General features: G+C 67.1%; 20 protein-coding genes. 10 read left to right on the forward strand and 10 right to left on the reverse strand.

All coding sequences use genetic code 11. The features are described 5' to 3' along the window. Positions 1–5: 5 nt before the first annotated feature. A complete protein-coding gene (locus KHC23_RS02055; RefSeq protein WP_246543981.1) occupies positions 6–2,030 on the reverse strand; it encodes an acetoacetate--CoA ligase in 2,025 nt (674 codons plus the stop codon). A gap of 223 nt (positions 2,031–2,253) precedes the next feature. Between KHC23_RS02055 and KHC23_RS02060 the strand changes: the two genes are divergently transcribed. From KHC23_RS02060 to KHC23_RS02075, 4 genes are all read left to right on the forward strand, one after another. Next, complete coding sequence (locus tag KHC23_RS02060) at positions 2,254–4,182, forward strand: AsmA family protein (RefSeq protein WP_213368865.1); 1,929 nt, start codon at positions 2,254–2,256, stop codon at positions 4,180–4,182. A 429-nt stretch (positions 4,183–4,611) separates the two neighbouring features. After that, positions 4,612–5,730, forward strand: a complete 1,119-nt coding sequence (locus KHC23_RS02065) for a glycosyltransferase family 4 protein (RefSeq protein WP_213368867.1) — start codon at positions 4,612–4,614, stop codon at positions 5,728–5,730. Between the two features lie 95 nt (positions 5,731–5,825). Then, positions 5,826–6,962 carry a glycosyltransferase family 4 protein gene (locus tag KHC23_RS02070; protein WP_213368869.1) on the forward strand — a complete coding sequence of 379 codons (1,137 nt, stop codon included), beginning with the start codon at positions 5,826–5,828 and terminating at the stop codon, positions 6,960–6,962. Positions 6,963–6,994: 32 nt separating this feature from the next. After that, positions 6,995–8,464 (forward strand): hypothetical protein, encoded by a 1,470-nt coding sequence (locus KHC23_RS02075; protein WP_213368871.1) that lies wholly within the window; start codon positions 6,995–6,997, stop codon positions 8,462–8,464. A gap of 114 nt (positions 8,465–8,578) precedes the next feature. Here the strand turns inward: KHC23_RS02075 and KHC23_RS02080 are convergent, their stop codons facing one another. The 4 genes from KHC23_RS02080 to KHC23_RS02095 all read right to left on the reverse strand — a co-directional run bounded on the left by KHC23_RS02080 (position 8,579) and on the right by KHC23_RS02095 (position 16,063). Continuing rightward, positions 8,579–10,516: a glycosyltransferase family 39 protein gene (locus KHC23_RS02080; RefSeq protein ID WP_213368873.1), complete on the reverse strand. Its 1,938-nt coding sequence runs from the start codon at positions 10,514–10,516 to the stop codon at positions 8,579–8,581. A gap of 132 nt (positions 10,517–10,648) precedes the next feature. Beyond that, a complete protein-coding gene (locus KHC23_RS02085; protein WP_213368875.1) occupies positions 10,649–10,894 on the reverse strand; it encodes a hypothetical protein in 246 nt (81 codons plus the stop codon). A 197-nt stretch (positions 10,895–11,091) separates the two neighbouring features. Next, complete coding sequence (locus tag KHC23_RS02090) at positions 11,092–13,170, reverse strand: DEAD/DEAH box helicase (RefSeq protein ID WP_213368877.1); 2,079 nt, start codon at positions 13,168–13,170, stop codon at positions 11,092–11,094. A gap of 148 nt (positions 13,171–13,318) precedes the next feature. After that, complete coding sequence (locus KHC23_RS02095; protein ID WP_213368879.1) at positions 13,319–16,063, reverse strand: PAS domain-containing sensor histidine kinase; 2,745 nt, start codon at positions 16,061–16,063, stop codon at positions 13,319–13,321. A 319-nt stretch (positions 16,064–16,382) separates the two neighbouring features. On the opposite strand from KHC23_RS02095, the gene KHC23_RS02100 reads away from it, so the two are divergent. The 4 genes from KHC23_RS02100 to groL all read left to right on the forward strand — a co-directional run bounded on the left by KHC23_RS02100 (position 16,383) and on the right by groL (position 19,721). Continuing rightward, a complete protein-coding gene (locus KHC23_RS02100) occupies positions 16,383–16,757 on the forward strand; it encodes a phasin family protein (RefSeq protein ID WP_213368881.1) in 375 nt (124 codons plus the stop codon). A gap of 223 nt (positions 16,758–16,980) precedes the next feature. Continuing rightward, positions 16,981–17,490, forward strand: a complete 510-nt coding sequence (locus tag KHC23_RS02105; RefSeq protein ID WP_213368883.1) for a phasin — start codon at positions 16,981–16,983, stop codon at positions 17,488–17,490. Between the two features lie 240 nt (positions 17,491–17,730). Beyond that, positions 17,731–18,027 (forward strand): co-chaperone GroES, encoded by a 297-nt coding sequence (locus KHC23_RS02110; protein WP_213368885.1) that lies wholly within the window; start codon positions 17,731–17,733, stop codon positions 18,025–18,027. 47 nt (positions 18,028–18,074) lie between these two features. Next, positions 18,075–19,721 carry a chaperonin GroEL gene (gene groL, locus KHC23_RS02115; RefSeq protein WP_213368886.1) on the forward strand — a complete coding sequence of 549 codons (1,647 nt, stop codon included), beginning with the start codon at positions 18,075–18,077 and terminating at the stop codon, positions 19,719–19,721. 111 nt (positions 19,722–19,832) lie between these two features. Here groL and KHC23_RS02120 read toward each other — a convergent pair whose 3' ends face one another. After that, the gene (locus KHC23_RS02120) at positions 19,833–20,456 is read right to left on the reverse strand and encodes a MarC family protein (RefSeq protein WP_213368888.1); all 624 of its coding nucleotides are present in this window, start codon (positions 20,454–20,456) and stop codon (positions 19,833–19,835) included. A 197-nt stretch (positions 20,457–20,653) separates the two neighbouring features. Between KHC23_RS02120 and KHC23_RS02125 the strand changes: the two genes are divergently transcribed. Then, positions 20,654–21,298 (forward strand): ribonuclease HII, encoded by a 645-nt coding sequence (locus KHC23_RS02125; RefSeq protein WP_213368891.1) that lies wholly within the window; start codon positions 20,654–20,656, stop codon positions 21,296–21,298. Between the two features lie 8 nt (positions 21,299–21,306). Here the strand turns inward: KHC23_RS02125 and KHC23_RS02130 are convergent, their stop codons facing one another. From KHC23_RS02130 to KHC23_RS02140, 3 genes are all read right to left on the reverse strand, one after another. Next, complete coding sequence (locus KHC23_RS02130) at positions 21,307–21,750, reverse strand: SRPBCC family protein (RefSeq protein WP_213368893.1); 444 nt, start codon at positions 21,748–21,750, stop codon at positions 21,307–21,309. A 130-nt stretch (positions 21,751–21,880) separates the two neighbouring features. Beyond that, the gene (gene cydB / locus KHC23_RS02135; RefSeq protein WP_271188730.1) at positions 21,881–22,903 is read right to left on the reverse strand and encodes a cytochrome d ubiquinol oxidase subunit II; all 1,023 of its coding nucleotides are present in this window, start codon (positions 22,901–22,903) and stop codon (positions 21,881–21,883) included. A gap of 2 nt (positions 22,904–22,905) precedes the next feature. Then, on the reverse strand, positions 22,906–24,312 hold the full coding sequence (locus tag KHC23_RS02140) for a cytochrome ubiquinol oxidase subunit I (protein ID WP_213368896.1): 1,407 nt from the start codon (positions 24,310–24,312) through the stop codon (positions 22,906–22,908). 299 nt (positions 24,313–24,611) lie between these two features. Between KHC23_RS02140 and KHC23_RS02145 the strand changes: the two genes are divergently transcribed. Beyond that, entirely contained in the window at positions 24,612–25,385 is a 774-nt protein-coding gene (locus tag KHC23_RS02145) for a hypothetical protein (protein WP_213368898.1), read from the forward strand. A gap of 24 nt (positions 25,386–25,409) precedes the next feature. Here the strand turns inward: KHC23_RS02145 and KHC23_RS02150 are convergent, their stop codons facing one another. Continuing rightward, positions 25,410–26,333, reverse strand: a complete 924-nt coding sequence (locus KHC23_RS02150; RefSeq protein WP_213368900.1) for a uracil-DNA glycosylase — start codon at positions 26,331–26,333, stop codon at positions 25,410–25,412. Positions 26,334–26,362: the final 29 nt, after the last annotated feature.

Here is a 26,362-nt window from a genome sequence, read left to right on the forward strand (position 1 = left end):
CGCCCTCACTCCGCCAGTTCGGGCCGGTTGCGGAACAGCTCCAGCGATTCCGGGTTGGCCAGCGCTTCGGTGTTCTTCACCGGGCGGCCATGCACCACGTCGCGCACCGCAAGCTCGGTGATCTTACCGGAGCGGGTGCGCGGAATGTCGGCTACCGCGAGAATCCGGGCCGGCACATGGCGCGGGCTGGCGCCCTGGCGGATCTGGGTGCGGATGCGCCTGTCCAGCTCCGCGTCGAGCACCGCCCCCTCGCGCAGCCGGACGAACAGCACCACGCGCACATCATTGTCCCATTCCTGGCCGATGGCGATGGCCTCGACGATCTCCGGGATCTGCTCGGCCTGGGCGTAGATCTCGGCGGTGCCGATGCGCACCCCCTGCGGGTTCAGCGTCGCGTCGGACCGGCCATGGATGATGAGGCCGCCATGCGCGGTCCATTCGGCGAAATCGCCATGGCACCACACATTGGGGAAGCGCTCGAAATAGGCGGCGTGGTATTTCGCGCCATCCGGGTCGTTCCAGAACATCACCGGCATGCAGGGGAAGGGCCGGGTGCAGACCAGCTCGCCGCGCTCGCCCGTGACCGGGGTACCCTCGTCGGACCACACCTCGATCGCCATGCCGAGGCCCGGCGCCTGGATCTCGCCCTTGTAGACCGGCGCGGTCGGGTCGCCGAGCACGAAACAGGAGACGATATCGGTGCCGCCCGAGATGGAGGCGAGGTGCAGGTCCGGCTTGATCGCCTCATAGACGAAGCTGAAGCTCTCCGGCGCCAGCGGCGAGCCGGTCGAGGTCAACGCCTTGAGCGCCGAGAGGTTGTGCGTCTCGCCGGGCCGGACGCCTTCCTTGCGCAGCGAGTCGATGTATTTGGCCGAGGTGCCGAACAGTGCGAAGCGTTCCTTCTCGGCATAGTCGAACAGCACCTGCGGCGTCGGCGCGAAGGGGGAACCGTCGAACAGGCAGAGGGTGAGGTGGCTGGCGAGCCCCGTCACCAGCCAGTTCCACATCATCCAGCCGCAGGTGGTGAAATAGAACAGCCGGTCGCCGGGGACGAGGTCGCAATGCAGCCGGTGCTCCTTGATGTGCTGGAGCAGCGTGCCGCCGGCACCGTGCACGATACATTTCGGCACGCCGGTGGTGCCGGACGAGAACAGGATGAACAGCGGGTGGTTGAAGGCCAGCCGCTCGAAGGTCAGCGGCGCCGGGGCGAAGGGGGCGAGGAAGGCCTCCAGCGCTACGCCGTTGGGCAGGCCGGCGGCGACCTCTTCCGCCTGGCCGAGATAGGGGATGACGACGGTGGTCGTCACGCTCGGCAAGTGGGGAACGGCGGCACGCAGCTTCTCGGCGATGGAGACCGCCTTGCCATTGTACCAGTAGCCGTCGCAGGCGACATAGACCTTGGGCTCGATCTGGCCGAAGCGGTCGAGAATGCCGCGCTCGCCGAAATCCGGCGAGCAGGAGGAGAACACCGCACCCAGCGACGAGGCGGCGAGCATGACGGCGATGGTTTCCGGCAGGTTCGGCAGGGTGGCGGCAACGCGATCACCGACGCCGACACCGGCGGCGCGCAGCGCCTGCTGGATGCGGGACACCAGGTCGGTCAGCTCGCCGAAGCTGACATGGCGCTCGACCTTGTCCTCGCCGCGAAACACCAGCGCGACGCTCTCGCGCTCGCGCTCGCGCAGCAGGTTCTCGGCATAGTTCAGCTTTGCATCAGGGAAGAAGCGGGCGCCGGGCATCAGGTCGCCATCGACCAGCGCCGGGCCGCTGCGCGTGCCGATGACTTCGCCGAGGTCCCACACCTCTTCCCAGAATGCGGCGGGATGGGCGATGGACCAGCCGTGGAGCGCCCGATAATCGGCGAGGGAGGTGCCGTGGCGGGCATTCACACGCGCGATGAAGGCGGCGATCTGCGTGCGGGCGATCCGTTCGGGGCTCGGTGTCCAGAGCGCTTCGTGGCCGGCCTGATTCTGGCCTGCACCGCTGGAAGCCCCTTCATTCGTGGCTGTTCCGCCTACCGCTTCACCCATGCCTTCCTCCCCCTGCGTTATCGCGCCGTCATCGCGCCGCTTCGCACTGCAGCAGTCATAACGCCGGGCAGAACGTCTGTCAGGCCATCAAACAGACACAGAAGGCCAACATGTTGCGGCAACTGTGATACGGCACCGCGCTCGATCGTGCCTGTTGGGCGCTTCCTCTGCTTGCGCGGCTTCGCCCCGATGCGGTAGCGAGTGCCGGGAGCATGACGACGCGATGAAGAAGTTCATTCCATTCCTTCTCCTGCCGGTCGCGCTGGCGATCGCGGCTGCCGTGTTGGCGCCCAAGCTCGCCTCCGATGAGCGGCTGCGGGACGAGGCGCGGACGATGATCCTGGCGGCGACCGGGCGGGAGCCGGTGCTCGGCGGCGTGTCGTTCTCGGTGCTGCCCTGGCCGGCGCTCGACATTGGCGGGCTGAGCATCGACGATCCGCATGCGCGCCTCGACGTGCCGGTGGCGCGGGTGGTGCTCGACGTGCTGCCGTTGCTGACCGGCCGCGTGCGTGCCGACCACATCAGTCTCACCGATCCTACCCTGACGCTGGTCGACCCCGGCGACCCGCTCACCGCCCTCGGCAGCTTCATCGCCGCCCTCGGCGTGGCCGATTCGAACGGCGAAGTCGTGGTGACCAATGGCAGCCTCAGGGTCACGCGCGGCGGCGAGCGGGACATCGCGATTCCGCAGGCGGACCTGACGATCGCATGGCGCGGCGGGCACAGCGTGAGCGCGGTCGGCAAGGTGATGTGGCGTGGCGAGCCGGTCGACATCGACACCAGCCTCACCGGCCTTTCCGGGCTGGCCGCCGGCGAGGCGGGCAAGCTGAACGTCTCGCTGGCGAGCGGGCCGGCGACGCTTTCATTCAAGGGCGGGGCACGGCTTGCCGGCGGGCCGGTGGTTGCCGGCAGCCTGACCGCCGACTCGCCGCAGCTTCGCGGCGCGTTGCAGTGGCTGGGCATGGAAGCGCCGACGGAGCGCGGTTTTGGCGCCTTTGAACTGCGAGCGCAGGCACTGCTCTCGGCGCAGGGCGCGATGCTCAACGAGGCGCGGATCGATCTGGACGGCAATTCGGGGGTCGGCGCCTTCAATCTGCGGATCGACGGCGATCGGACGATGCTGCAGGGCTCGCTGGCGAGCGAGGCGGTCGATCTGTCGCCCTATGGCGAACTGACCTTCTCCAACCCCCGCGACGGGCGCTGGAGTCACGACGATATCGACCTCAGCCGCACCCATGCGCTCGATGTCGACCTGCGGCTCTCCGCCCGGCAGGTGCGCATCGGCGGGGCCGAACTTCAGCGCATGGCCGCCAGCGCCACCGCCAAGGGCGGCCGCCTGTCGCTCACCATCGGCGAGGCCGAGGCGTGGGGCGGCATCTTCCGGGCGTCAGCCCAGCTCGCGCCGCGTGACGCCGGGCCGGGGGTGAATATGCGGATGGACCTCGCCGGCGACGACGTGGCGCTGGCGCGGGCGCTGGGCGAACTGTTCCGCTTCCCACGCCTCGAAGGCACCGGATCGTTCCGGCTTTCTGCGGCGGGCGGGGGCACCAGCATCATGGAGATCGCGCAGAGCCTGAACGGCGCCTTCACCCTGAACGGCGAGAACGGCGCGCTGGTCGGCATTGACGTCGGGCGCATTCTCGCGCGGCTGGAAAAGCGGCCATTGTCGGGTGGCGGCGATCTGCGCGGCGGACGCACGCCGTTCGGCGACATCGTCGTGGATGCCAGCATCGCCGGCGGCGTCGTCACGCTCGATCGTCTCGATTTCTCCAGCGACAGGCTGCATGTGGCGCTGGCCGGCGAAAGCATGATCGCGCTGCGGACCCTTGATCTCACGGGTCTGGCGCAACTGGTGCGGGCGGCACCGGCCAAGGCAGGCCAGGCCGGCGACGCTCAGGCGGGCACCGCGCGGCCCGGGCTGGTGGCGAGCCTCAGCGGCGATACCGGCACACCCGCCGCCGAGGTGGAAGCCGCGGACACCGCTTCGGCGAAGCCGACGGAGGTCACTTTCGAGTTGCCCTTCATCGTCCGCGGCGATTGGCAGCGCCCGATTGTACTGCCCGACCCACAGGCGCTGATCCGCCGTTCCGGCGCGGCGCGCGCGCTTCTTGGCGGTTCGGAAAAGCTCGACGTTTCCGCGCCGGCGCCCTGACGGCGCCTCCGCGTCGGGCCGGCGGGTGCGGCAGGCCGGCGATGGCTGACATCCTGTTTGAAACCTCCTGGAAGATCGTCAAGCCGAACGGCTCCTGGAGTCCCTCGGGGCAACGCGGGCGGAGCCGTCTTCCAGCGGGCCTTCGGGAGCGCAGTCGAATCCTGTTGAGCGGCGGGCCTGATCGTGCCCCTCTAGACGCAGCACCCGCTATGTGTCGGAGATATCCCCGACACTCCCCGCCTTATTCGCTGATATAAATAATGTTTATTCTGGATACGAAATCTGAGGGACATTACAGTCGTTTATTGTCTCGCCGGCGTGGGCGTCCGGCTCTGGCCCTGCCTGATGCGGACACCAGCCCCTGCCATGCCCGGCAGGGCCATTTCACCGACATCTGTTAAACGCAATTTGGAATGTGGATAGCTTGCCGTGATCGATGTCGTCTTCAATGGAAAGTTTCTGCGTGCTCCGGCAACGGGCGTGCACCGCGTTGCCAAGGAACTGATTGTCGCCTGCGCGCGCATTGCTTCCGATGACGTCGAAGGTGGAAATGGATGGCGATTGACCGTCGTTGCGCCGACGTCGCCGCAGAAAACGTTCCTGCCGCCCGATGTCGACGTTGTCAGATCGGGCGGACTGAGCGGAATATTGAAAGATATTCCATGGGAGCATCTGAACCTGCCGGCTTTGGCCAGAGATAATGTTCTTGTAAATCTGTGTAATCTTGGTCCAGTCGGGCATAAAAATTCGATTACCATGATTCATGATGCACAGGTTTACCTGGTTCCGACCTCCTATGGGACGTTATTCAGGATATGGTATCGATTTTTACTGCCAATCATTGGGCGTACATCCAAGAAGATAGTTACCATTTCTGAATTTTCGAAACTTGAGCTGTCCCGTTTCGGCGTCGCCCGTAAAGAAAATATTGTCGTTATTCACAATGGCTGCGACCATGTTCTTGGGATCGAGCCGAGCGACGATGTTCTGAGTCAGTTCGGTCTTGAGAATCGACACTTCGTTCTTGCCTTGTCGAATACTCAACCGCACAAGAATATTTCCATTTTGCTGAAGGCATTTTCGGCAGACGAGCTTCAGGATGTTTCCCTGGTCCTGTTCGGTCCGGCAAGTGCCGCGGATTTCGAGCGGGCGGGGTGTTCAGTGCCGCCGAATGTCAAATTCGTCGGGCGTGTCACAGATGAGCAACTGGTCGGCCTGATGCGAGGGGCCTCGGCCTTTGCGTGTCCATCCCTGACCGAAGGCTTCGGACTGCCGCCGCTGGAAGCCATGGCCCTCGGGTGCCCGGCCATCATTTCGCCGTGCGGCGCCCTTCCGGAAATCTGCGGCGATGCCGCGATTGAAGCCGATCCTTACCTTCCCGAAGCGTGGATTCAGGCCGTGCGCCGGCTGGTCGATGATCCTGACCTTGCGTCGGACTATCGCGCACGCGGACTGGAGAGATCGAAATTGTTCACATGGCAGAAGGCGGCCGAGAAACTGCTGAGAACTATACGTTCGGAGCGGGACTCCGGTTCGTTCTCTGTGTAGGAATTTGAATTGAAGTTCAGGTAAAATGCGGTAGTGTCAGTATGCGGCCTCGAAGAAGTTTGATCTGAAAGAAGTCGATCCGACTGAGTTTCATAATGGTAGATATTGTTATAAATGGTCGATTTCTTACACAAAAAACAACAGGTGTTCAACGTGTGGCTCGAGAAATCACCCGCGCGCTGGATAGACTTATAGCCGAGGAAGTGCCTCATCTGTCGGTCCGCTTGATTTGCCAACCATCCGCCGATCTGGGCGATCTGGAACTGGCGGCGATTACGGTCCAACGCGTCGGTGGTTTCTCTGGCCAGTTGTGGGAACAATTGAGCTTGCCCAGGGCGGCTCGCGGAGCCAAGCTGCTTTGCTTGGCAAATTCGGCACCGATTTTGTCGCTGCTCTCCGCCATGCCCCCGGCTGTCGTCATACATGATCTTTCCTATCGGCATTATCCGCATGCGTACCGTATGGGCTATCGGATCGCTCATTCGGCACTCATGCCAGCGCTTCTGAGGCGGGCTGATCCGCTCGTCACAGTGTCGGTGGCTGAGCGCGACGAACTGCTCAAGCTGACGGACCGGGGCGACGATCCGATCGTCGTGGCGCAGAATGGAAGCTGGCGCTCGATTCCTGCGGCGGCAAACGGCTCGCCGAGCCTCGGTAAATTACCCGATCGAGGGTATCTGCTATATATTGGTGCTCTTTCCCAGCGTAAGAACATCATGGGCGTGCTGAGTGCCGCTATTCAACTGGCGCGTGAGGACGGCACCCCCTTCGTCTTTGTTGGAAGTTCGACATCAGTCCACACGTCGATGGCGTTTGAAATCCCTGACGATGTCTCGGACCGGATAGTTCTTCTTGGGCATATCGAAGACGCGGCTGTTTTGGCCGAGCTGTACGCCGGCGCGGCGGCGCTTGTGTTTCCCTCGTTCTATGAGGCGTCCCCTCTGCCGCCACTGGAGGCGATGCATTTCGGTTGCCCGGTCGTCGTATCGGACATTCCCGCATTCAGAGAGAGATGCGGCGACGCGGCGGAATATTGTGATCCCTTCGATGTAAGCTCGATCGTCGGCGCCGTTCGCAACGTACTCTACAACCAGCCCGCGCGGGATGCGCTGATCAGAAAAGGGGGGGAGCGTGCCCGGTCCTTTACGTGGGAGCGGCAGGCGCGGATAGTGCTAGATGCGGTTCTCCAAAGTTTGGAGCATGACCGATCAGATGTGATGGATACTGTTTGATTGTATAGACAATCGTCGGGCGCTGATACGGTATGATCTATGTTCCGGTGGCTATTTACTGGGCATTCGCTCTCTGGGGGCTTCTTTCGAAGCGTCAGATCCTGATCGGATTGTTTTTTCTGACGCTTCCGCTCGGCAGCTTCGCGGTGCTTCCACCTGGCCTGACGGGGGGGCTGTCATTCGTTGCCAGTACAATGACCGTGCTGTTGATCCTGGTTCGACAGTTCCTGCTCTCGCGCTCCGGCCTTGACGCCCTGCTGGCAAATGCCCTGTCGCTCAGACGCGGAGGGCTGCTCACCCTGTTCTGGATCGTCGCGGTTGGTGTCACGCTGCTGAGCCCGCGGTTCCTGGCCGGGCAGATCGACGTGATTCCGATGGCGGTCAGGCCTGGCATTGGCATTGAGGGCTTGCGGCCGACGATCCAGAACCTGTCGCAATTGGCCTATTTGACCATTTCGACATTCGCGGTGTTCGCTTTCGCAAAAATGTTCGAGCCGCCGGCGCTTCGCATGGTTCTTATCCGGGGTCTTATGCTGGCGGCCACGGTCACGATTATTACCGGAGCGCTGGACTACGCATCGACCTATCTTCCCCTTGCGCCGGTTCTGGCGCCGTTTCGCACCGCCGAATACGCTTTGCTGGTGAACGTGACGATCGGCGATGGCGTCAAGCGCGTGACCGGCTTGATGCCTGAGGCGTCCGCCTATGGGGGTACGGTACTTTTCCTTCTGTCCTACCTCTATTTCCTTCGGCGCAGCGTTACCGACCGGCGACTGACCTTCCAGATCAATATTCTCCTGGCCGGTTTGACACTGTTCCTGATTCTCTCGACCTCTTCCGCCGGCTATGTCGGCATTGGCGTGTTCCTCATGGTTGCCGTGCTGGAATGGCAGTCCCGGGCGTCCCGGATTGCGCGCTCCATTCTGAGTCGGCGGGGGGTGCTGCAAGACGTCGCGATGGTGTTTGTCGGCCTGGCTGTGTTCTCGCTGGTGGTGATGTGGGCGCCCTCGGCGTTCGATCCGGTCATCCAGCGACTGGACAGTCTGGTCTTCAACAAGACATCGAGCGATTCCTATATCGAGCGCACGATGTGGACCCGGGTGGCGTTCGAGGCGGGAATCTCGAGTTACATGGTCGGCGTCGGCATAGGTTCCGTGCGCGGGTCGAATTTCGCCGCGACGCTTTTCGGCAGCGTCGGCCTCCTGGGCGTGCTGCTCTATTTCGGATTTGTCCTGCAATCGCTTCTGCGCCGCGCCGACAGCCGCGACCCCGAGGCGCAGGCGATGAGCGCGGCGTTGAAATGGGCGTTCTGGCCAAATTTCGCGGTCTCGCTCTTGATCGGCACGACGCCGGATTTCGGCGCGGTCATGGCCTTGACCTGGGGGGTGCTGCTGGCATTGACCGTCCGGCCCAGGCGCCAGGAATTCCTGACCCAGCCCGACTGGGCTGCGCGCGGCGGTGACGGAGCGGGCGCGGAGCCGGCCGTCGGCGGTGGCCGGTAAAAGCGGCGCGAACGACGCGGCAATTGCCCAGCGCTGCGGCCGTGGCCGCTCCACGCCGCGAATGAGACCAGTCCGCCGAATTGCCTTGGCGGATGGCATTGAGAAGGCGCGGCTTCAGGGTGTGGCCACCTGCGCGGCGGAACGCGGAAGCGTGTATCCAACCCTGTAGAAGAAATGGCCTTCCACCCGGCCGTTCTTCACCACATCCTGCCGCCTCACCTCGCCTGAATCGCTGAAGAAGCCGGCCAGAAGAGGGTTCTCGATCTGGTGGCGCGTGAAGGCGAACAGCACGGCAGGGCGTCCCGCCAGAGTGTCGGGGCGATACCAGAAGCCGTACATGAGACTGGGCTGGCCGACGACGCTGCGTCCCACGGAGTTTCCGCGCGGCGCAGCGTCGTCATGACCGTAGAAAGCCAACTCGCTTGCGATGTTGTAGGCATCGAGGCCGATCAGCAGCGGCTCCTGCCCGGTGGTTTCGCGGACGTCGCGGGCAATGTCGGCGGCCTGCCGGCCGAATTCATCCCAGGCGACCGGCACCTTGGGAAGGCTGGCGACGGCGCCGAGGCCGGGCAGGCCGGCAACCAGCACGTTCAGGCCCAGGCCGTAGAGCACCAGGCAGATGGAAAGGGTAGGAGCCCAGGCGCGTTGGATGCGCCGCTGCCACGCCGATGCGTGCTCGTCCGTCGACACGATGCCGGCCGCGACCGCTGGAAGCACTGCCAGCCAGAGCGGCCCGGTCCAGTTCAGCCGCGTCATGTGGAACAGGCTGAACGCTGCAAAGACGGAGAGGGGGACCAGGGTGAAAATGATGATGAAACGCCTTGGCTCCCCGGGGCGCGCCGGGCCTTTGTCGCGGCCGCTCCCCTGATCGGGGCCTGCGGGTCGAACTCCCCGCGCGTGCAGCCAGGGCGCGGTCAGGGCGGCGACCAGTCCGGTCGGGGTGAGCAGACCGACGATACCGAGCAGCAGTTCCGGTAGCGAGAAGCGGACGGCGCCCTCGATCCGGCGCGTGCTCTGGAAGGCGAAGGAGGCGAGGCCGTGCTCCATGTTCCACAGGATGACCGGCGAGAACAGGACAAGCGCGAGGGCGGCGGCGAGATAGGGCTCAGGGCGGCGGAACCAGACCCGCGCCCGGGGCTCCAGCAGCATGAACAGCAGCGCCGCCGGCGCGAGCAGGGCGATGGTGTATTTCGACAGCAGGCCCAGGCCGATGCACAGGCCGACACCCCACCAGGCCCGCCGCTCCCCGCCGAGCAGGGCGCGTTCCAGAAAGTACAGCGTCCCGGCCCAGCACGCGGTCAGCGGCGCGTCGGGGGTCATCACCAGACCGGTGGCGAAGTAGAAGGGCAGGGCCGCCACCAGCAGCAGGCTCACGAAGGCGGCCGGCCCGCCGCACAGGTTGCGGGTGAGGCGGAAGCTGAAGAAGGCGGTTGCGCCCCAGCAGAGCCAGGCGGCGATGCGCACCCCGAACTCGTTATTGCCGAACAGGGAGGTGCCGATCCAGATCAGCCACGCCACCATCGGCGGGTGGTCGAGATAGCCGATGTCGAGATGCCGGGCGTAGTCCCAGTAATAGGCCTCCTGCGGCATGAGTTCCACCCGACCGAGGAACAGCAGGCGCAGCACCACGCTGAAGCCGACGGCGCCGATGGCCGCGAGGCGCCATCGGGCGGCGCTGCTGCCCGGCGGATTTGCCGGGGGAATGACGAAACAGGCCGAGCCGAGAAAAGTCGCGATCGCCGTCGCCCCGATGGCGGACATGATGACCCGCTGCGCGGGAAGGCCGGCGAGGCCCGCCAGCACGCCGCCGCGCAGCGCCAGCGACAGCAGGCAGACGAGGAGAAAGAGCGTTTCGCGTTCAATCCGATGTGGACGCGGCCGCTCGGCCGTTTCAGGGAAGGCCCAGCGCGTGATGAGCGCATGGTTGCAGAGGCTGGCGAGACAGAAGCCCGACAATTGTGCGCCGTCCAGCCCGGCGCCGAGGAAGAAGAGCGCCTGGAAGGCGACAAAGTCGACGAGCATGCCGACAAGGCCGGCCAGTGCGAGGCGCACGGCGCCGTCGGCAGGCACCGCCTCGCCAATCAGTTCCCGAAGTCGGCGCAGAGGCGCCGTCCACCATGGCCGCCCCATCCCGGAGGAGCCGTTCACCCGATCTGAAAACATGGCCGGCATGTCAGGCGGCGTTTACGCAATGCCGGCCCGGGCGATGGTCGGGATACCTGCCGCCGATCCATGGCAGCCGCCGCCCGCACCTCGTCGCACGCTGCCTTCTGCCGTCCATTTTTTCACCCGCTCGACCGTGCCGCCGGAGGAACTGGAATCGGCGTTCGCGAGCTCCTGTCCGTTTTCGCCGCGAATGTCGGCCAGCGTTGCTGACAGCCGCCTGTCGATGTCGTCGACCGCATGGCGAGGCAAGCCGCAAATCGTCATGCCCCGATCCTGCGGGGGGCGCCCCGTGCTCGGCGGGGCATGCTCCGGAGGCACGCCCGCGCGGCGCGGCTCGCGAACTGGCTCCGGGGCCATCGCGCCCGCGCCGTCTCGCTGTTCCTCGGATGGACGGCGGGCGGACGGCCGGCAGGCTCCCGCCGCGTGGCAGGCGCGCCGCCAGCCTTCCACCGCGCCTGACGTCAGGAACGGTGCGGTGGCTTGCTCTTGGGTGGCTTGCCTTTAGGCGGCTTGGCCTTGGGCAATTTGCCCGACGAAGGCTTGCCCGCCGCCGGCTTTCCTGCCGAGGGCTTGGCCGTGAAGGGCCTGTCCGCCATGGGCGTGCCCTTGGGCTTCCTGCCCGCCGTCTTGCCCTCGAATGCGTTGGGGCGAGCATCGGTCGCCGGGCGCCCGGCATCGTCCCTGGCCAACGGGTTCCATTCGCGGGGCTTGCTGCGTTCGGGCGTGCCGCGCTCGGGCGTGCCGTCCGTCGGCCTTCCTGAGGCGGGCTCGTCGCGGAATCGCGGCGTCCGGAACGGCTTCTCATAGGCCGGCCTGTCCTGGGGCAGGGTCCCTTGGGCCGGCTTCTCATAGGTCGGCCGCTCCCGCTGCGGCCTCTCATGGTTCGGCCTGTCGCGCATCGGCCTGTCGCGGGTCGGGCGCATCGAGCGCCCTTCCGGCGGGCCGCCGGGCAGGGGCTCGATGACGACGTCGCCGCCCTCGAGCCTGCGCACGGCCTTGGCGAAGCGGTCGGCGGCGGCGAGGCTGACCTCGAAGGCGGTCTCCTCGTCGAGGATGCGGATGACGCCGATCTCCTTGCGCGTCACGTTTCCGCGCCGGCAGATCAGCGGCAGCAGCCATTTGGGGTCGGCATTGCTGCGGCGCCCGACATTGAGCCGGAACCAGGCGCTGCCGGCACCCGCCCCGCCGCCGAATTCGCGGTCGGCGGCACGGTCGCGCACGGCGCCGCCGCGCGGCTCGCCGGGATCGGCGACCTCCTCCGGAGCGGGCAGGCCGGCGCGATACAGCCGCACCAGCGCGGCGGCGAGGTGCTCGGGCGTGTGGGCGGCGAGCAGGGTGAGACCGGCGGCGAGGTCTTCCTCGTTCGGCGCGTCGATGAGCAGCGCGTCGCGCAGCATCCGCTCATGGTCGAGCTTGCGGATGTCCTCGGCGGTCGGCGGGGCCGACCAGGCCGGCGCGATGCCGAGCCCGCGCATCAGGTCCTCGGTGCGGCGGCGGCGGAAGGGGGGCACCAGCAGTACGCTCACGCCCTTGCGCCCGGCTCGCCCGGTGCGGCCGCTGCGGTGCTGCAGGCTCTCGGCATCGTTCGGCAGGTCGGCATGGATGACCAGGCCGAGATTGGGCAGGTCGATGCCGCGTGCGGCGACATCGGTGGCCACGCACACCCGCGCCCGCCCGTCCCGCAATGCCTGCAGGGCGTGGTTGCGGTCGTTCTGGCTCAATTCGCCGGACAGCGCGACGGCGGAGAACTGGCGTTCCTGCAGCATGGCGTGCAGCCGGCGCACTGCCTCGCGGGTGTTGCAGAACACGATGGCGCTCGGTGTGTCGTAGAAGCGCAGCACGTTGACCACCGCGTGGTCGATTTCGGTCGGGGCGACGCGGATGGTGCGGTATTCGATATCGGCGTGGCCGCCCTCGGCGCTCGCCACCTCGATGCGCAGCGCGTCGCGCTGGTAGCGCCGGGCCAGCGTGGTGATGCCGCGCGGCATGGTGGCGGAGAACAGCAGGCTGCGCCGCTCCGGCGGGGTGGCGTCGAGAATGAATTCGAGGTCCTCGCGGAAGCCGAGGTCGAGCATCTCGTCGGCCTCGTCGAGTACTGCGACCTTCAGCGCCGACAGGTCGAGCCGGCCGCGCTCCAGATGGTCGCGCAGCCGTCCCGGCGTGCCGACCACGATATGGGCGCCCTGGTTGAGCAGGCGCTGCTCCTGGCGCGGGTCCATGCCGCCGACGCAGGAGACGATGCGCGCGCCGGTGGCGGCGTAGAGCCACACGAATTCCCGCTGCACCTGCAGCGCCAGTTCGCGCGTCGGCGCCACCACCAGCGCCAGCGGCGCGCCGGCGAGGGCGAGGCGCTCCTCGGTGCCCAGCAGCGTCTCGGCCATGGCGAGGCCATAGGCCACCGTCTTGCCGGAGCCGGTCTGGGCCGAGACCAGCAGGTCGCGCGCCGCCGCCTCGGGCGCCAGCACGGCAAGCTGCACCGGCGTCGGGCTGGTGTAGTCCCGTTCGGCCAAAGCGCGGGCAAGCGCCGGGTTCGTCGTCATGAAGGGCACGGCTGGGTCCACCTGTTTCGCAGCATCGTCAGGCGTCGAAGGGGAGCCGTCGGAACGTGTCTGGAGGCCCCTTCCTAATCCGGCCGCCGCCGCAACGCCACCGTCCCTGCGGCACAGATGCCGCAGAGAGCGCAAATTCTCACTCCGCCAGCACCCGTGTCGAGGGGAAGATGATCTCGACGATGGTGCCGACATCCACCGCGCTGCGGATGTTGAAGGCGGCGCGGTTGGCTTCCGCCAGCGCCTTGGTCAGCGGCAGGCCGAGGCCGGTGCCGCCCGAGCCGGCGCGGGCCGAGGTGGTGATCTGCCGGAACGGCTCCATGGCGATGGCGACGTCGGATTCCGACATGCCGACCCCGGTGTCGCGCACCCGCAGCACCACCTCGCCCTCCTCGGTGAGCGTGGTCGACAGGATGACCTGGCCGCCGGGCTGGGTGAACTTAATCGAGTTGGAGACGAGGTTCAGCACGATCTGCCGGATCGAGCGCGTGTCGGCCACCACCGGGGGCAGGTCGGTGGCGAGCGAGGAGCGGATGATGATGCGTTCGCGATTGGCCTGCGGCTGCATGATGCCCATGCACTGCTGCACGATCTCGTTCAGCGACACGCTGGTGAAGGCGAGGTCGAGCTTGCCGGCCTCGATCTTGGAGAGGTCCAGCAGATCGTTGATCAGCGAGACGAGATGCTCGCCGGAGGCGTGGATGTCGCGCAGATAATCGCGGTAGCGCTGGTTCTCGATGCCGCCGAAGCGCTCCTCCATCATCACTTCCGAGAAGCCGATGATGGCGTTGAGCGGCGTGCGGATCTCGTGGCTGATCTTGGCCAGGAAGTCCGACTTGGCGTGGTTGGCGCGCTCGGCGAGGCGCTTGGCCTCGATCAGTTCCTCCTCGGCGCGCTTCCACTGGGTGATGTCGCGCAGCACGGCGCAGAACTTGGTCGGGTCGTCGCCGACGCGGCCGACCGTCATGAACAGCGGGATCAGCCCGCCCTCGCGCACGCGGCCGATCACCTCGCGCCCGTCATTGAGCACGCTGGCGACGCCGTTGGAGGCGAGGCCGTCGAGATAGTCGACGGCGGCGCGGTGGCTTTCCGGGGCGAGCAGCAGGGTGAAGGATTCGCCCTTCACCTCGCCGGCATTGAAGCCGAACAGTGCCTCGGCCGGATGGTTCATCGACAGCACGGTGCCGGCGGCGTCGATCAGCACCACGCCATCGGTGGCGGTGTCGAGAATGGCGCGCAGTTCGCGCCCCGAGCTTTCCGCCTCACGCAGGGCGAGTTCCGCCTGAAGCAGGCGCTCATCCACCAGCGGGTCGGCCGGCACCGGCTCCGGCGCGGCGGCGCGATGCAGGACATAAAGCATCGCCGGGCCGCCCTCCCATGGCGAGGACAGCAGCCGCGCATCGACACGGATCGGCTCGCCGCCGGCGCCGAGAACCGTCAGCGGGCGGTCCTCGTCGGGGTCGGCCGCAGCGGAGGCGTCGAACAGGGTCGAAAGGCCGCCGGCCGCTTCGAGCGCGGCGAGGTCGGCATGGCCGGTCCAGTCCAGCAGGGCGCGGTTGGCATAGAGCAGCCGGTCGCCTCGGAAGGCGAGGAGGCCGAGCGGCAGCCGGTCCAGCACCGGGCGCTCGTCCTCGTGGCGCTCGCCCTCTTGGGCCAGCACGCGGCGCAGGCCCGCACCTTCGGCGCCTTCCCCGCGCAGGGGAGGCGCGTCAGCGAGGGCCGGGGGGACGGGGACGCTGTCATTTGCCGCCGGCTCCGGCAGGAGCGGCGGCGGCTCGGTGGCGACGGGCTCGACCGCCCCGGGCGTGGTCGAAGCCTCGGGCATGGAGATTTCCGGCTCGGACGAGGGAGGCGCGGACGGGTCGGCGGGATCGTCGACGCCTTCCAGCCGGGCGCCGAGCGCACGGGCGATCTCGCGGAAGGCGTTGCGCTCGCCGTTCGACAGCCCTTCCCAGGAGGAGCGGACATTGTCGCGCCCGGCCTCGCCATTGCCGGCGCGCAGCGGCACGACATTGGCCGGCGAGGGGACGAGGCTCAGCGTGACCCTTACCGGAGGGGCGGGTTCGGCCGGGTCGGCATCAGGCGTCGCCGTGTCGGGAGAGGCGTGGGGCGGCGGGGCAGGGGGCGGCGTGGCCGGAGCGGGCGTCACATTGGCGGGGGGAGCCGACATCGCCGGGGGCGGCGCGACGAACGTCTCGGGCCGGGCCTCCAGCGGCCGGCGCCCCTTCACCACGCCGAAGCCGCGCATGCCGGCGCCGCGAATGGGCGCGCCGCCCAATTCGACGTCGAGCGCATCGCCCTGGCCGGTCGGCAGATGCACGGGCAGATGGTTGAAGCTCAGCCCGTCCAGCACCGCCCGGTGGGCGTCCGGCGCGCCCAGCGCGCGCCAGTCGAGCCCGAAGATCTGTTCCGGCGGGCGGTCGAGCGCGGCGGCGAGGCGCGGGTCGACGCGGTTCAGTCGTGCGTCGACGCCGGTGCTCCAGGTGAAACGGGCCGGGACCGGCAGCGGCTCCTGCGCCGCGATGGCCGGGGCTGGCTCGGCCGGCGCGGCGGCGGGCACCGGGTCGAGGCCGACGAGGAGCAGCGCGCGGGCATTGCCAGCGACGAGCAGCGAGCAGGCGAAGGTCGCCGGGGTCAGCCGGCCCGGCAGCCGCAGCCGTTCCAGCCGCGCCGGCCGCGCGGCGCGCAGCGTCGCCGCCAGGGGCGGGGCGATGTTCTTGAGCGTGGCGGCGTCGAGCAGCGCCCGGCCGGCCGCATTCGCGGCAATCAGCGTTCCATCGACATGGGCGAGCACGGCCGGCGCCGCCGCCGCCAGGGCGGTGGCTGCCCGCGCGCGCAGCGCCTGCGTCGCCGCGCTGCCGAAACCGTCGCTCGGTGTGTTCATGATCGCCCTGAATGACCCCGCCGGTGCGAACCGGATGCCGGCGCCGGACCCGGGAAAGGGCCGCCACCGCACCTTGACAATAATGCGGGCGGGCGCGCCATGCCATGCACTCGCCCGCCTGTCGCTTCAGCTTCACCTTTTCCGGTTAATTGGTTGCCACTGATCCCGGTTAATCAGTTGCAACCAGCCGCCTCTCGGGAAGGTTGAATCGGGTTGCCTTTTGCGGTGCATCTACTACTTTGGTTGTAGGGAGCAGGCCGGATGGCCGGCCGCCTGCGAACGCCTAGAATGCCGCATCGTCGCAAGGAGCGCTTTCGCCATGGCCGACACGCCGAAACTGGACGTGCCTCCCGAACTGCGCACCATTGCCGAGCATGGAGTGGACCAGGCCCGCACCGCCATCGACGGTTTTCTCACCGCAGCGCACAAGGCGCTTGACGATGCCGGGCGGCAGGTCGACGCAGCGCATGGCAATGCCCGCGATCTCGGCCGCACCACGCTCGATTTCGCGGAGGCCAACATCGCGGCCGGCTTCGACTTCGCGTCCCGCATTGCCAAGGCGTCGACGGTGGACGAGTGGGCGCGCCTTCACGCCGATTACGTGAAGGAGCAGGCCGCCCGCCTCGCCGAGCAGGCCAAGGCGATCGGCGAGCGGGCGAGCGCTGCCTCGCCCTTCCCCAAGACCGGGAAGTGAGGGGCGATTTCGCCCACATTTCTGCCTCCAAAAGCCCAAAAATCTGCATTTCCGGGTTGATTGTGCATTGCAATATGATATTGCAATGCACAATTATAGTGGACGAGACGAGGCAAGGGGTCGGGTTTCAATCCTGACGACGCCTTTGCCGGTCAGGGCACGGCCGCAAGCGCGGAGCGGCCGTCGCCATCCTGAATCCGCCGCGAATGCGTGGAGAAAACCCATGGTTGAGGCTACCGCCGTCCCGCCGACCCCGAAGAAGGCCGCCAAGGCCGCCACCTCTGCTTTCGAGGCGGCGATGCCCAAATTCGACATGCCGAAATTCGACATGCCGGCCCATCTGGAAGTGCCCGCCGTGGTGCGGGAGATGGCCGAGAAGAACGTGCAGAGCGCGCGCGACGCCTATGAGAAGATCAAGGCGAGCGCCGAAGAGACCACCGACCTGCTCGAAGATACCTATTCCACCGCTTCGAAGGGCATGGCCGAGTACAACGCCGTGGCGCTCGAGTCGCTGCGCACCAATGTGAACGCCGCCTTCGACTATATGGGCGCGCTGTTCGGCGCCAAGAGCGTCTCGGAAGCGGTCGAGCTTTCGACCGGCCATATGCGCAAGCAGTTCGACGTGCTCTCGTCGCAGGCCAAGGAACTGTCGACGCTGGCGCAGAAGGTGGCCACCGATACCGCCGAGCCGATCAAGGCGTCGGTCGAGAAGAACATCAAGAAGTCGGCCTGATCGCCGCTTCCGTTGCGATCCGACACCCGGTCCGCGTCCTGCGCGGGCCGGGTTTTTTCATGTCCGTCGGGCATCGCCGGCAGCATGACACAATGTGACGGTCCTATCGCGCGCCGCCCGCTTGACTCGCCCGGGAGCCGTTCTTATTTCGGCGGCGGTTTGGCACTCATCCCTGAAGAGTGCTAGTAGCTTCTCACCAGCGCCACGACGGCGCGCGACATGAAGACCGAGGATCGACCCATGGCCAAGCTGAAGTTCCGCCCCCTGCACGACCGCATCGTGGTGAAGCGCCTCGACGCCGAAGAGAAGTCGGCCGGCGGCATCATCATCCCCGACAGCGCCAAGGAAAAGCCCTCCCAGGGCGAAGTTCTCTCCGTCGGCCCGGGCGCCCGCGACGAGGCCGGCAAGCTCGTCCCGCTCGACGTCAAGGCCGGCGACAAGGTGCTGTTCGGCAAGTGGTCGGGCACCGAGGTCAAGATCGACGGTCAGGACCTCCTGATCATGAAGGAATCCGACGTCATGGGCATCGTCGGCTGAGCCGACTGTTCCTTCCCGGACTTAGCTGAATTTCAGGAGTAGGCCAGATGGCTGCCAAGGACGTTAAATTTGCCGGCGATGCCCGCGAGCGGATGCTGCGCGGCGTCGATATCCTCGCCAATGCGGTGAAGGTCACGCTCGGCCCCAAGGGCCGCAACGTCGTCATCGAGAAGAGCTTCGGCGCTCCGCGCATCACCAAGGACGGCGTTACCGTCGCCAAGGAGATCGAGCTCGAGGACAAGTTCGAGAATCTCGGCGCCCAGCTCGTGCGTGAGGTCGCCTCCAAGACCAACGACCTCGCCGGCGACGGCACCACCACCGCCACCGTGCTCGCCCAGTCGATCGTGCGTGAAGGCGCCAAGTTCGTCGCCGCCGGCATGAACCCGATGGACCTGAAGCGCGGCGTCGATATCGCGGTCGCCGAGGCGATCAAGGATATCGAGAAGCGCGCCAAGAAGGTGAAGAACACCGACGAGGTCGCCCAGGTCGGCACCATCTCCGCCAATGGCGATGCCTCGATCGGCGAGATGATCGCCGGCGCGATGCAGCGCGTGGGCAATGAGGGCGTGATCACCGTCGAGGAAGCCAAGACCGCCGAGACCGAGCTCGACGTGGTCGAGGGCATGCAGTTCGATCGCGGCTACCTCTCCCCCTACTTCATCACCAATGCCGAGAAGATGACGGTGGATCTCGAAGATCCCTACATGCTCATCTTCGACAAGAAGCTCTCCGGCCTGCAGGCGATCCTGCCGGTGCTCGAAGCCGTTGTGCAGTCGGGCAAGCCGCTGCTGATCATCGCCGAGGACGTCGAGGGCGAAGCTCTTGCCACGCTCGTCGTCAACAAGCTGCGCGGCGGCCTCAAGGTCGCGGCCGTCAAGGCGCCCGGTTTCGGCGACCGCCGCAAGGCCATGCTGGAAGACATCGCCGTCCTCACCGGTGGCCAGGTGATCTCCGAAGAGCTCGGCATCAAGCTGGAGAGCGTCGATCTCACCATGCTCGGCCGCGCCAAGAAGGTGATCATCGAGAAGGAAAAGACCACGATTGTCGACGGCGTCGGCAAGAAGAAGGACATCGAGGGCCGGGTCGCGCAGATCAAGGCGCAGATCGAGGAGACCACCTCGGACTACGACCGCGAGAAGCTGCAGGAGCGCCTCGCCAAGCTGGCCGGCGGCGTCGCGGTGATCCGCGTCGGCGGCGCCACCGAGGTCGAGGTCAAGGAGAAGAAGGATCGCGTCGACGACGCGCTCAACGCCACCCGCGCCGCGGTGCAGGAAGGCATCGTCCCCGGCGGCGGCATCGCCCTGCTGCGCGCCAAGAAGGCGGTGGAGAAGCTCACCTCCGACAACCCGGACATCCAGGCCGGCATCAAGATCGTGCTGCGCGCGCTTGAGGCCCCGATCCGCCAGATCGCCGAGAATTCCGGCGTCGAGGGCTCGATCGTGGTCGGCAAGGTGCTGGAATCGAAGGACCAGAACTTCGGCTTCAACGCCCAGACCGAGCAGTTCGTGGACATGATCGCCGCTGGCATCGTCGATCCGGCCAAGGTTGTGCGCACCGCGCTGCAGGACGCCGGCTCGGTCGCCGGCCTGCTCATCACCACCGAAGCGATGATCGCCGATGCGCCCAAGCGCGACGGCGGCGCCCCCTCCATGCCGGGCGGCGGCATGGGTGGCATGGGCGGCATGGACTTCTGAGGACGTCCATCCCGAAGCATCAACGAAAGGGCGCGGCGCGAGCCGCGCCCTTTCTGTTTGGCAGGCTGCCCGTGCAAGCCCGGCCGGAACGTCAGGGGCGCGGCGCGGGCCTCAGATCGGCGGCAGGTGCAGCCACTGCGCGGCAGCGCTCAGCACGAGGTCGACCGCCAGCGCGGCGAGGATCATGCCCATCACCCGGCTGATGATCGAGGCGCCGCCGCGGCCGATGAGATGCACCAGCCGTCCCGCCGCCAGCATAACGGCCAGCGTGAACAGCAGCACCAGGCTGAAGGTGAGGATGGTCATCGCCCGCTCGGAAAAATCATGGCGGGCATTGTCGGTCAGGACCACCGCCGCGAGCATCGCGCCCGGGCTGGCGATGGAGGGGATGGCGAGCGGATAGATTGCGATCTCGACCGGGTTGAGCTCGGCCGGGGAGTGCGAGTCGCTGTGGCTCCTGCCATGGATCATGGTGAGCGCGAACAGGAACAGCACGATGCCGCCGGCGATCTGGAACGACTCGATCGACACGTCCATCGAGCGCAGCAGCCAGTGGCCGGCCATGGCGAAGAACACCAGCACGCCGAACGAGACCAGGACCGAGAGCAGGGCCGCCTTCTTGCGATCGGCGACACTGAGGCCGGCGGTGACGGTGAGGAAGACGGGAAGCGTCCCCAGCGGGTCGATCACCACCCACAGGGTGACGAATTCCTGAATGCGTTCCGCCCAGTTCATGATCCACTCGAATAGTTGCCGGATGCCCTGAAGCCAGCGCTGGCGGCGCTGGAAGACCCGGCGCCAGAGAGCCCGGCGCCGCACGGCTTATACCGTGCCTGCGCCGCAGCGGGGACTGTTGCATCATCGCCGCCCGATCGGCATGTTGCGCGGCGGCGCGCGGGCGTCTCCCCGAATCGTATGAAAGACCTTCGAACATGGCCGAGGCGCGACTGAAACCGGACTTTTCGCGGGAGCGGGCCGCCCACCGCGCCGGCGAGGTGCCGGTGGCCGGGGTCGACGAGGTGGGGCGCGGCCCGTGGGCGGGGCCGGTGGTCGCCTGCGCGGTGGTGCTGGATCCCGCGCGGGTGCCCGAAGGGCTGGACGATTCCAAACGGCTCTCGGCCGTCCAGCGCGAAAAGCTGTTCGAGGCGATCTGCGCCACCGCCGAGGTCTCGCTCGCCTTCGCGCCACCCACCCGCATCGACGGTCACAACATTCGCCAGGCGACGCTGTGGGCGCTGGCCCGGGCGGTCGCGGGCCTGCCCTGCGCACCGCGTCTGGTGCTGGTGGACGGCAATGACCTGCCGCCCCTTGCCTGCACCGCCCGCACCATCATCGGCGGCGATGGGCTGGTCGCCTCCATCGCCGCCGCGTCGATCGTGGCCAAGGTCACGCGCGACCGGCTGATGGCCTCGCTCGGCGCGGCGCATCCCGGCTACGGCTTCGAGCGCCATATGGGCTATGGCACGCCCGAACATGCGCAGGCGCTGGCCGCGCTGGGGGCGTGCCGCCACCACCGCGCCAGCTTTGCCCCGGTGCGGGCGCGGCTGGCGATGCCGGCGCCGGAGGCGGCGGAATAGCGGCGCGCCTACTGGCGGATGTCCGGCTCGACCAGCCGGGCGAGGCCGCGAAGCGATTCCTGCCAGCCGAGATAGCAGGCCTCGGGCGGGATGAGGTCGGGGATGCCGGCCTGGACGATGTCGATCTCGGTGCCGACCGAGACGGACTTCAACGTCACCGTCACTTCCATCTCGCCGGGCAGGTTGGGGTCGTCGAAACGGTCCGTGTAGCGCAGTCGCTCACCCGGCACGAGTTCGACATAGTCGCCGCCGAAGGCATGGCTGTCGCCAGTGGTGAAGTTGCGGAACGACATTCTGAACGTGCCGCCCACCCTCGGCTCGAAATGGTGCACGGTGCAGGTGAAGCCGTTGGGTGGCAGCCATTTGGCGAGCGCGTCGGCCTCCAGGAAGGCGCGATAGACCTTCTCGGCCGGGGCGGTGAGAACGCGATGCAGGCGGATGGTGCTGGGCATGGCTACCTCGTGAGTGGCGTGGGCGACCGGGACCCGGGGTTCCGCGCGCGCTCGCGCCGTGCGGGCCGGTTCTGCCACGAGGACGAACGGGGCGCCGTCGATCCGACAGCGCGCCGCGAAATTTACTCTGTCAGTGGTAGCCCTCGCCCTCGCGCACCTTGCCGCGGAACAGCCAGTAGACGAAGGCGATGTAGCCGAGGATCACCGGCAGCAGGAACACCGTGCCGATGAGCATGAAGACCTGGCTGGCCGGCGCCGCGGCGGTTTCCCACACGGTGAGCACGGGCGGCACGAGATAGGGGAAGATCGAGACGCCGATGCCGAAATAACCGAGCAGGAAAAGCCCGATCACGCCGAAGAAAGGCAGATTCTCATAGCCTCGTTCCAGCCAGCGCCACACCGCATAGGCCAGTGCCAGCGTGAGCAGGGGCACCGGCGCGAGATAGAACAGGTTCGGCGTGGTGAACCAGCGCTCGGCGATGCGCGGAAAGGCGAGCGGCGTCCACAGGCTGATGATGCCCATGAAGACCAGCACCACCGGCAGCAGCATCTTCGCCCGGGCGCGCGAGCGGGTGGCGGCGGCGCCCTCGGTCTTCATCACCAGCCAGACGCTGCCGATCAGCGCGTAGCCCGCCACCACGCCGAAGCCGCACAGCAGCGCGAACGGCGTCGCCCAGTCCAGCGGGCCGCCGGCGAAGGCGTTGTTCTCCACCTTGATGCCCTGCACGAAGCCGCCGAGCAGCACGCCCTGGAAGAAGGCGGCGAGCGTCGAGCCGCCAGCGAAGGCGATGTTCCACAGGAAGCGGCTGGTGTCGGCCACATGCCGGAACTCGAAGGCGACGCCGCGAAACACCAGCGCCAGCAGCATGAAGATGACCGGCAGGTAGAGCGCCGGCATGACGATCGAATAGGCGAGGGGGAAGGCGACCAGCAGCCCGCCGCCGCCGAGCACCAGCCAGGTCTCGTTGCCGTCCCAGAACGGGGCGACCGAACTCATCATCTGGTCCTTCTCCCGCTCGCTGGCGGCGAACGGGAAGAGGATGCCCATGCCGAGGTCGAAGCCGTCCAGCACCACATACATGGCGATGGCGATGGCGAGCAGCAGCGACCAGATGACGGGCAGGTACCATTCCATGCCGGAGCCGACGAACATGCTCATTCCCCCGGGTTGTCGATGGCGGCGCGGGTCGCCTTGTGGGCGGAGGCCAGCGGGCGGTTCGGCAGCCCCACCGGCGGCTCGACGGCGGAGCCCTGCGGCCCCTTCGCGATCAGCCGGTTGATGTAGTAGATGCCCCCGGAGAACACGATGCCGTAGACCACGACGAACAGCGCCAGCGTGGTGGCCACAGCCCAGCCCTCGACCGGCGAGACCGCGTCCGCGGTGCGCAGGATGCCGTAGGCGACCCAGGGCTGGCGCCCCACCTCGGTGACGAACCAGCCCGACAGGATGGTGATGAAGCCGATCGGCCAGATGTGCCGCAGCGGCGCCAGGAACCAGTCGGTCTCGAACAGGCGCCGCCGCCACAGCAGCCAGACGCCGAGCCAGCCGATGGCGATCATCAGCAGGCCCATGCCGACCATGACGCGGAAGGCGAAGAACGGGATGGCGACCGGCGGGCGTTCGTCGCGCGCGAAATCCTTCAGCCCCTGGATGGTGTCGGTCCAGCTATGGGTGAGGATGAGGCTGCCCAGATGCGGGATGGCGATCTGGTAGTCGTTGCGCTCGGCTTCCTCGTTGGGAATGGCGAACAGCACCAGCGGCACGCCGCTCTCTCCCGGCTCGTTCTCCCAGTGCCCCTCGACGGCGGCGATCTTGGCCGGCTGGTGCTTCAGCGTGTTCAGCCCGTGAGCGTCGCCGATGAAGGCCTGGAGCGGGGCGAGGATGGCGATGAGGCCGAGCGCCATGCGCATCATGGTGCGCCCGTCCTCGGGGTAGCGGCCCGCATAGACATAGCGCGCGCCCACCGCCAGCACGACGAAAGCGGTGGTGAGGTAGCAGGCCGTCACCATATGGGCGAGCCGGTAGGGGAAGCTGGGGTTGAAGATGACGGCCAGCCAGTCCACCGGATGGGCGATGCCGTCGATGATCTCGTGCCCGGCGGGGGTCTGCATCCAGCTGTTGGCCGAAAGGATCCAGAACGCGGAAAGCGTGGTGCCGAGCGCCACCATGACGCAGGCGAAGACGTGCAGCCCGCGCGGCACCCGGTAGCCGAATAGCATGATGCCGAGGAAGGTCGCCTCCAGGAAGAAGGCGGTCAGTACCTCATAGCCGATGAGCGGGCCGACGACGTTGCCGACGACGTGGGAGAAGCGGCTCCAATTGGTGCCGAACTGGTAGGACAGCACGATGCCGGACACCACGCCCATGGCGAAGGACACGGCGAAGATCTTGGTGAAGAAGCGGGCGATGCGGTGGTAGCGCTCATGCCCGGTGGCCACCCACAGCACTTCCAGCGTCGCGATATAGGCCGCAAGGCCGATGGTGAAGCTCGGGAAGATGATGTGGAAGGAAACGGTGAAGGCGAACTGGATGCGCGCCAGGATGGTGGGATCGAAATCCATCGCTTTGCCCCTGCCGTCACCGCTTGCGGAGGGTGACGTTACGTAGGTTAAGCCGGTCCGCCCTACAATGGAATGCCTCAAATCGACGGCGGCCCGGTCGAATTGCCCCGGTCGGGGGCGGGGGCACGAGCCTTTCCGCCGGCCGCTTCGACCGAAGGGCGACGTGAACGCCAATGAAGGCGCCAACGGAGTCCCCGATTGCATTGCAGGCATGCGCGGGGTATCGCATTATCATCGCGTCTGCGCCGCAGATTGAAGGGGGCTTGTCCCTTCTCGAACGTCCCAGGGATAATCAGGTAATGGCGCCGACGCCCGCGTTCACAATCGCTACTCTCGTCACCGATCCAAGCCTTTATGAGCAGATGAAGGCCTCCTTCCGGGAGAAGGGCTTTGCGGACGATTGCGAATTCCTCACGGTGGACAATACGGGTTCCCGGCAGACCGACGCCTATGCCGGATTGAACCGTCTGCTGAACCAGGCCAGCGCCCCGCTGGTCATTCTCTGCCATCAGGACGTGGTGCTGTTCGGCGACGGGCGGACAGAGTTGGAAGCGCGGTTGCGCGAACTCTCTGAACTGGATCCCTGCTGGGCTCTGGCCGGCAATGGTGGAGGAAGCGGTTTCGACCGCCTGCATATCCGCATTACCGACAAATTCGGCGATAATCAGCGACGCAACGGGCCGTTCCCGGTCCGCGTTCACAGCCTCGACGAGAATTTCATCGTCGTTCGCGCCGAGGCCCGTATCGGGCTGTCACGGAACCTCACCGGCTTCCACATGTACGGAACCGACATCTGCCTGGTGGCCGACATTCTCGGCTGGAACGCCTATGTCATCGACTACCACCTGCAGCATCTCGGCGAGGCCCGCATGGGACCGGCCTTCGCGGCTTCGCTCGACCAGTTCCGGCGCAAATGGAACCACGCATTGCGCGAGAGATACCTTCAATCGACCTGTACCCGCGTTCTGGTGACTGGCGCGGGGCAGCCCGACTTGGTGAAGAAGCTCCGCCTCAGGACGAGGTCGGCTTTCTTCGGCCTTCGCCGCAGGATCGGGACTCTCATCGCGAAATGAGATGGCGGCGGCAACAGGCGGCCGTCAGTGCTCCGACCCGCCGAGCCTCGCCTCGATCGCCAGCAGGTCGCGCCAGGCCATGCGCTTGCCGAGGGGCGAGCGCAGCAGGTAGGCCGGGTGGAAGGTGGCCAGCGCCGGAATCACCCGGCTTCCGGTGTCGTAGTCCAGCCAGCGCCCGCGCGCCTTGGTGATACCCTCGCGGATGCCGAGCAGCGTCTGCGCCGAGGGTCCGCCGAGGCACACCAGCACATCGGGATTGGCCAGCGCGATCTGCCGGCGGATGAAGGGCAGGCAGATCGCGGCTTCCTGCGGCGTCGGGGTGCGGTTGCCCGGCGGACGCCAGGGCACGACATTGGCGATATAGGCGCTTGAGCGGTCGATGCCGATAGCCGCCAGCATGCGGTCGAGCAGCTTGCCCGAGCGCCCGACGAAGGGCTTGCCCTCGATATCCTCGTCGCGCCCCGGCGCCTCGCCGACCAGCATCAGCCGGGCCTGGGGGTTGCCGTCGGCGAAGACCAGGCGGGTGGCGGTGTGCTTGAGCGGGCAGCCCTCGAAGCTCTCCAGCAGCGCCCGCAGCGCGTCGAGATCGGGTGCCGAGGCGGCGGCCTCGCGCGCTTCCGACGCGGCCACATCGGGGGGCGGCGGCGCCAGCGCCGGGGAAGCCTCGGCAGCCGGCGCGCGCGGTGCCGCCGGCGCCGGGCGAGAGGGGGCGGGGCGGGATGGCGAAGGCGCAGCGCGGGAGGCGTCGCTTCCGGCGGGCGGGGGCAGGGCGGTGCCGGCCGGCGCGGCGCGGCGCGCGGCCTCGCTCTCGGCGAAGCGGTCGACCGGCTCCTCGCCCAGCGCGACATCGGCCCCCGCCTCCAGATGGAAGGCGAGGATGTCGGCGATCGCGTCGCGGTCGCCGTTCCGGTCGTCGCCGTTCCGGTCGTCGCTAAGTGTCGAACTCATAAGGCGCATTCTTCCCGTCGGATGGCTGA

The sequence above is a fragment of the Ancylobacter dichloromethanicus genome, from assembly GCF_018390645.1.
Taxonomy (GTDB): Bacteria; Pseudomonadota; Alphaproteobacteria; order Rhizobiales; family Xanthobacteraceae; genus Ancylobacter; species Ancylobacter dichloromethanicus.

What these genes read in the sequence shown, in the direction of transcription:
- KHC23_RS02055 (WP_246543981.1), bottom strand. Translation starts at nt 2,030, where the DNA reads ATGGGTGAAGCGGTAGGCGGAACAGCCACGAATGAAGGGGCTTCCAGC.
- KHC23_RS02060 (WP_213368865.1), top strand. Translation starts at nt 2,254, where the DNA reads ATGAAGAAGTTCATTCCATTCCTTCTCCTGCCGGTCGCGCTGGCGATC.
- KHC23_RS02070 (WP_213368869.1), top strand. Translation starts at nt 5,826, where the DNA reads ATGGTAGATATTGTTATAAATGGTCGATTTCTTACACAAAAAACAACA.
- KHC23_RS02075 (WP_213368871.1), top strand. Translation starts at nt 6,995, where the DNA reads ATGATCTATGTTCCGGTGGCTATTTACTGGGCATTCGCTCTCTGGGGG.
- KHC23_RS02085 (WP_213368875.1), bottom strand. Translation starts at nt 10,894, where the DNA reads ATGACGATTTGCGGCTTGCCTCGCCATGCGGTCGACGACATCGACAGG.
- KHC23_RS02090 (WP_213368877.1), bottom strand. Translation starts at nt 13,170, where the DNA reads ATGACGACGAACCCGGCGCTTGCCCGCGCTTTGGCCGAACGGGACTAC.
- KHC23_RS02095 (WP_213368879.1), bottom strand. Translation starts at nt 16,063, where the DNA reads ATGAACACACCGAGCGACGGTTTCGGCAGCGCGGCGACGCAGGCGCTG.
- KHC23_RS02100 (WP_213368881.1), top strand. Translation starts at nt 16,383, where the DNA reads ATGGCCGACACGCCGAAACTGGACGTGCCTCCCGAACTGCGCACCATT.
- KHC23_RS02105 (WP_213368883.1), top strand. Translation starts at nt 16,981, where the DNA reads ATGGTTGAGGCTACCGCCGTCCCGCCGACCCCGAAGAAGGCCGCCAAG.
- KHC23_RS02110 (WP_213368885.1), top strand. Translation starts at nt 17,731, where the DNA reads ATGGCCAAGCTGAAGTTCCGCCCCCTGCACGACCGCATCGTGGTGAAG.
- groL (WP_213368886.1), top strand. Translation starts at nt 18,075, where the DNA reads ATGGCTGCCAAGGACGTTAAATTTGCCGGCGATGCCCGCGAGCGGATG.
- KHC23_RS02120 (WP_213368888.1), bottom strand. Translation starts at nt 20,456, where the DNA reads ATGAACTGGGCGGAACGCATTCAGGAATTCGTCACCCTGTGGGTGGTG.
- KHC23_RS02125 (WP_213368891.1), top strand. Translation starts at nt 20,654, where the DNA reads ATGGCCGAGGCGCGACTGAAACCGGACTTTTCGCGGGAGCGGGCCGCC.
- KHC23_RS02130 (WP_213368893.1), bottom strand. Translation starts at nt 21,750, where the DNA reads ATGCCCAGCACCATCCGCCTGCATCGCGTTCTCACCGCCCCGGCCGAG.
- cydB (WP_271188730.1), bottom strand. Translation starts at nt 22,903, where the DNA reads ATGTTCGTCGGCTCCGGCATGGAATGGTACCTGCCCGTCATCTGGTCG.
- KHC23_RS02140 (WP_213368896.1), bottom strand. Translation starts at nt 24,312, where the DNA reads ATGGATTTCGATCCCACCATCCTGGCGCGCATCCAGTTCGCCTTCACC.
- KHC23_RS02145 (WP_213368898.1), top strand. Translation starts at nt 24,612, where the DNA reads ATGGCGCCGACGCCCGCGTTCACAATCGCTACTCTCGTCACCGATCCA.
- KHC23_RS02150 (WP_213368900.1), bottom strand. Translation starts at nt 26,333, where the DNA reads ATGAGTTCGACACTTAGCGACGACCGGAACGGCGACGACCGGAACGGC.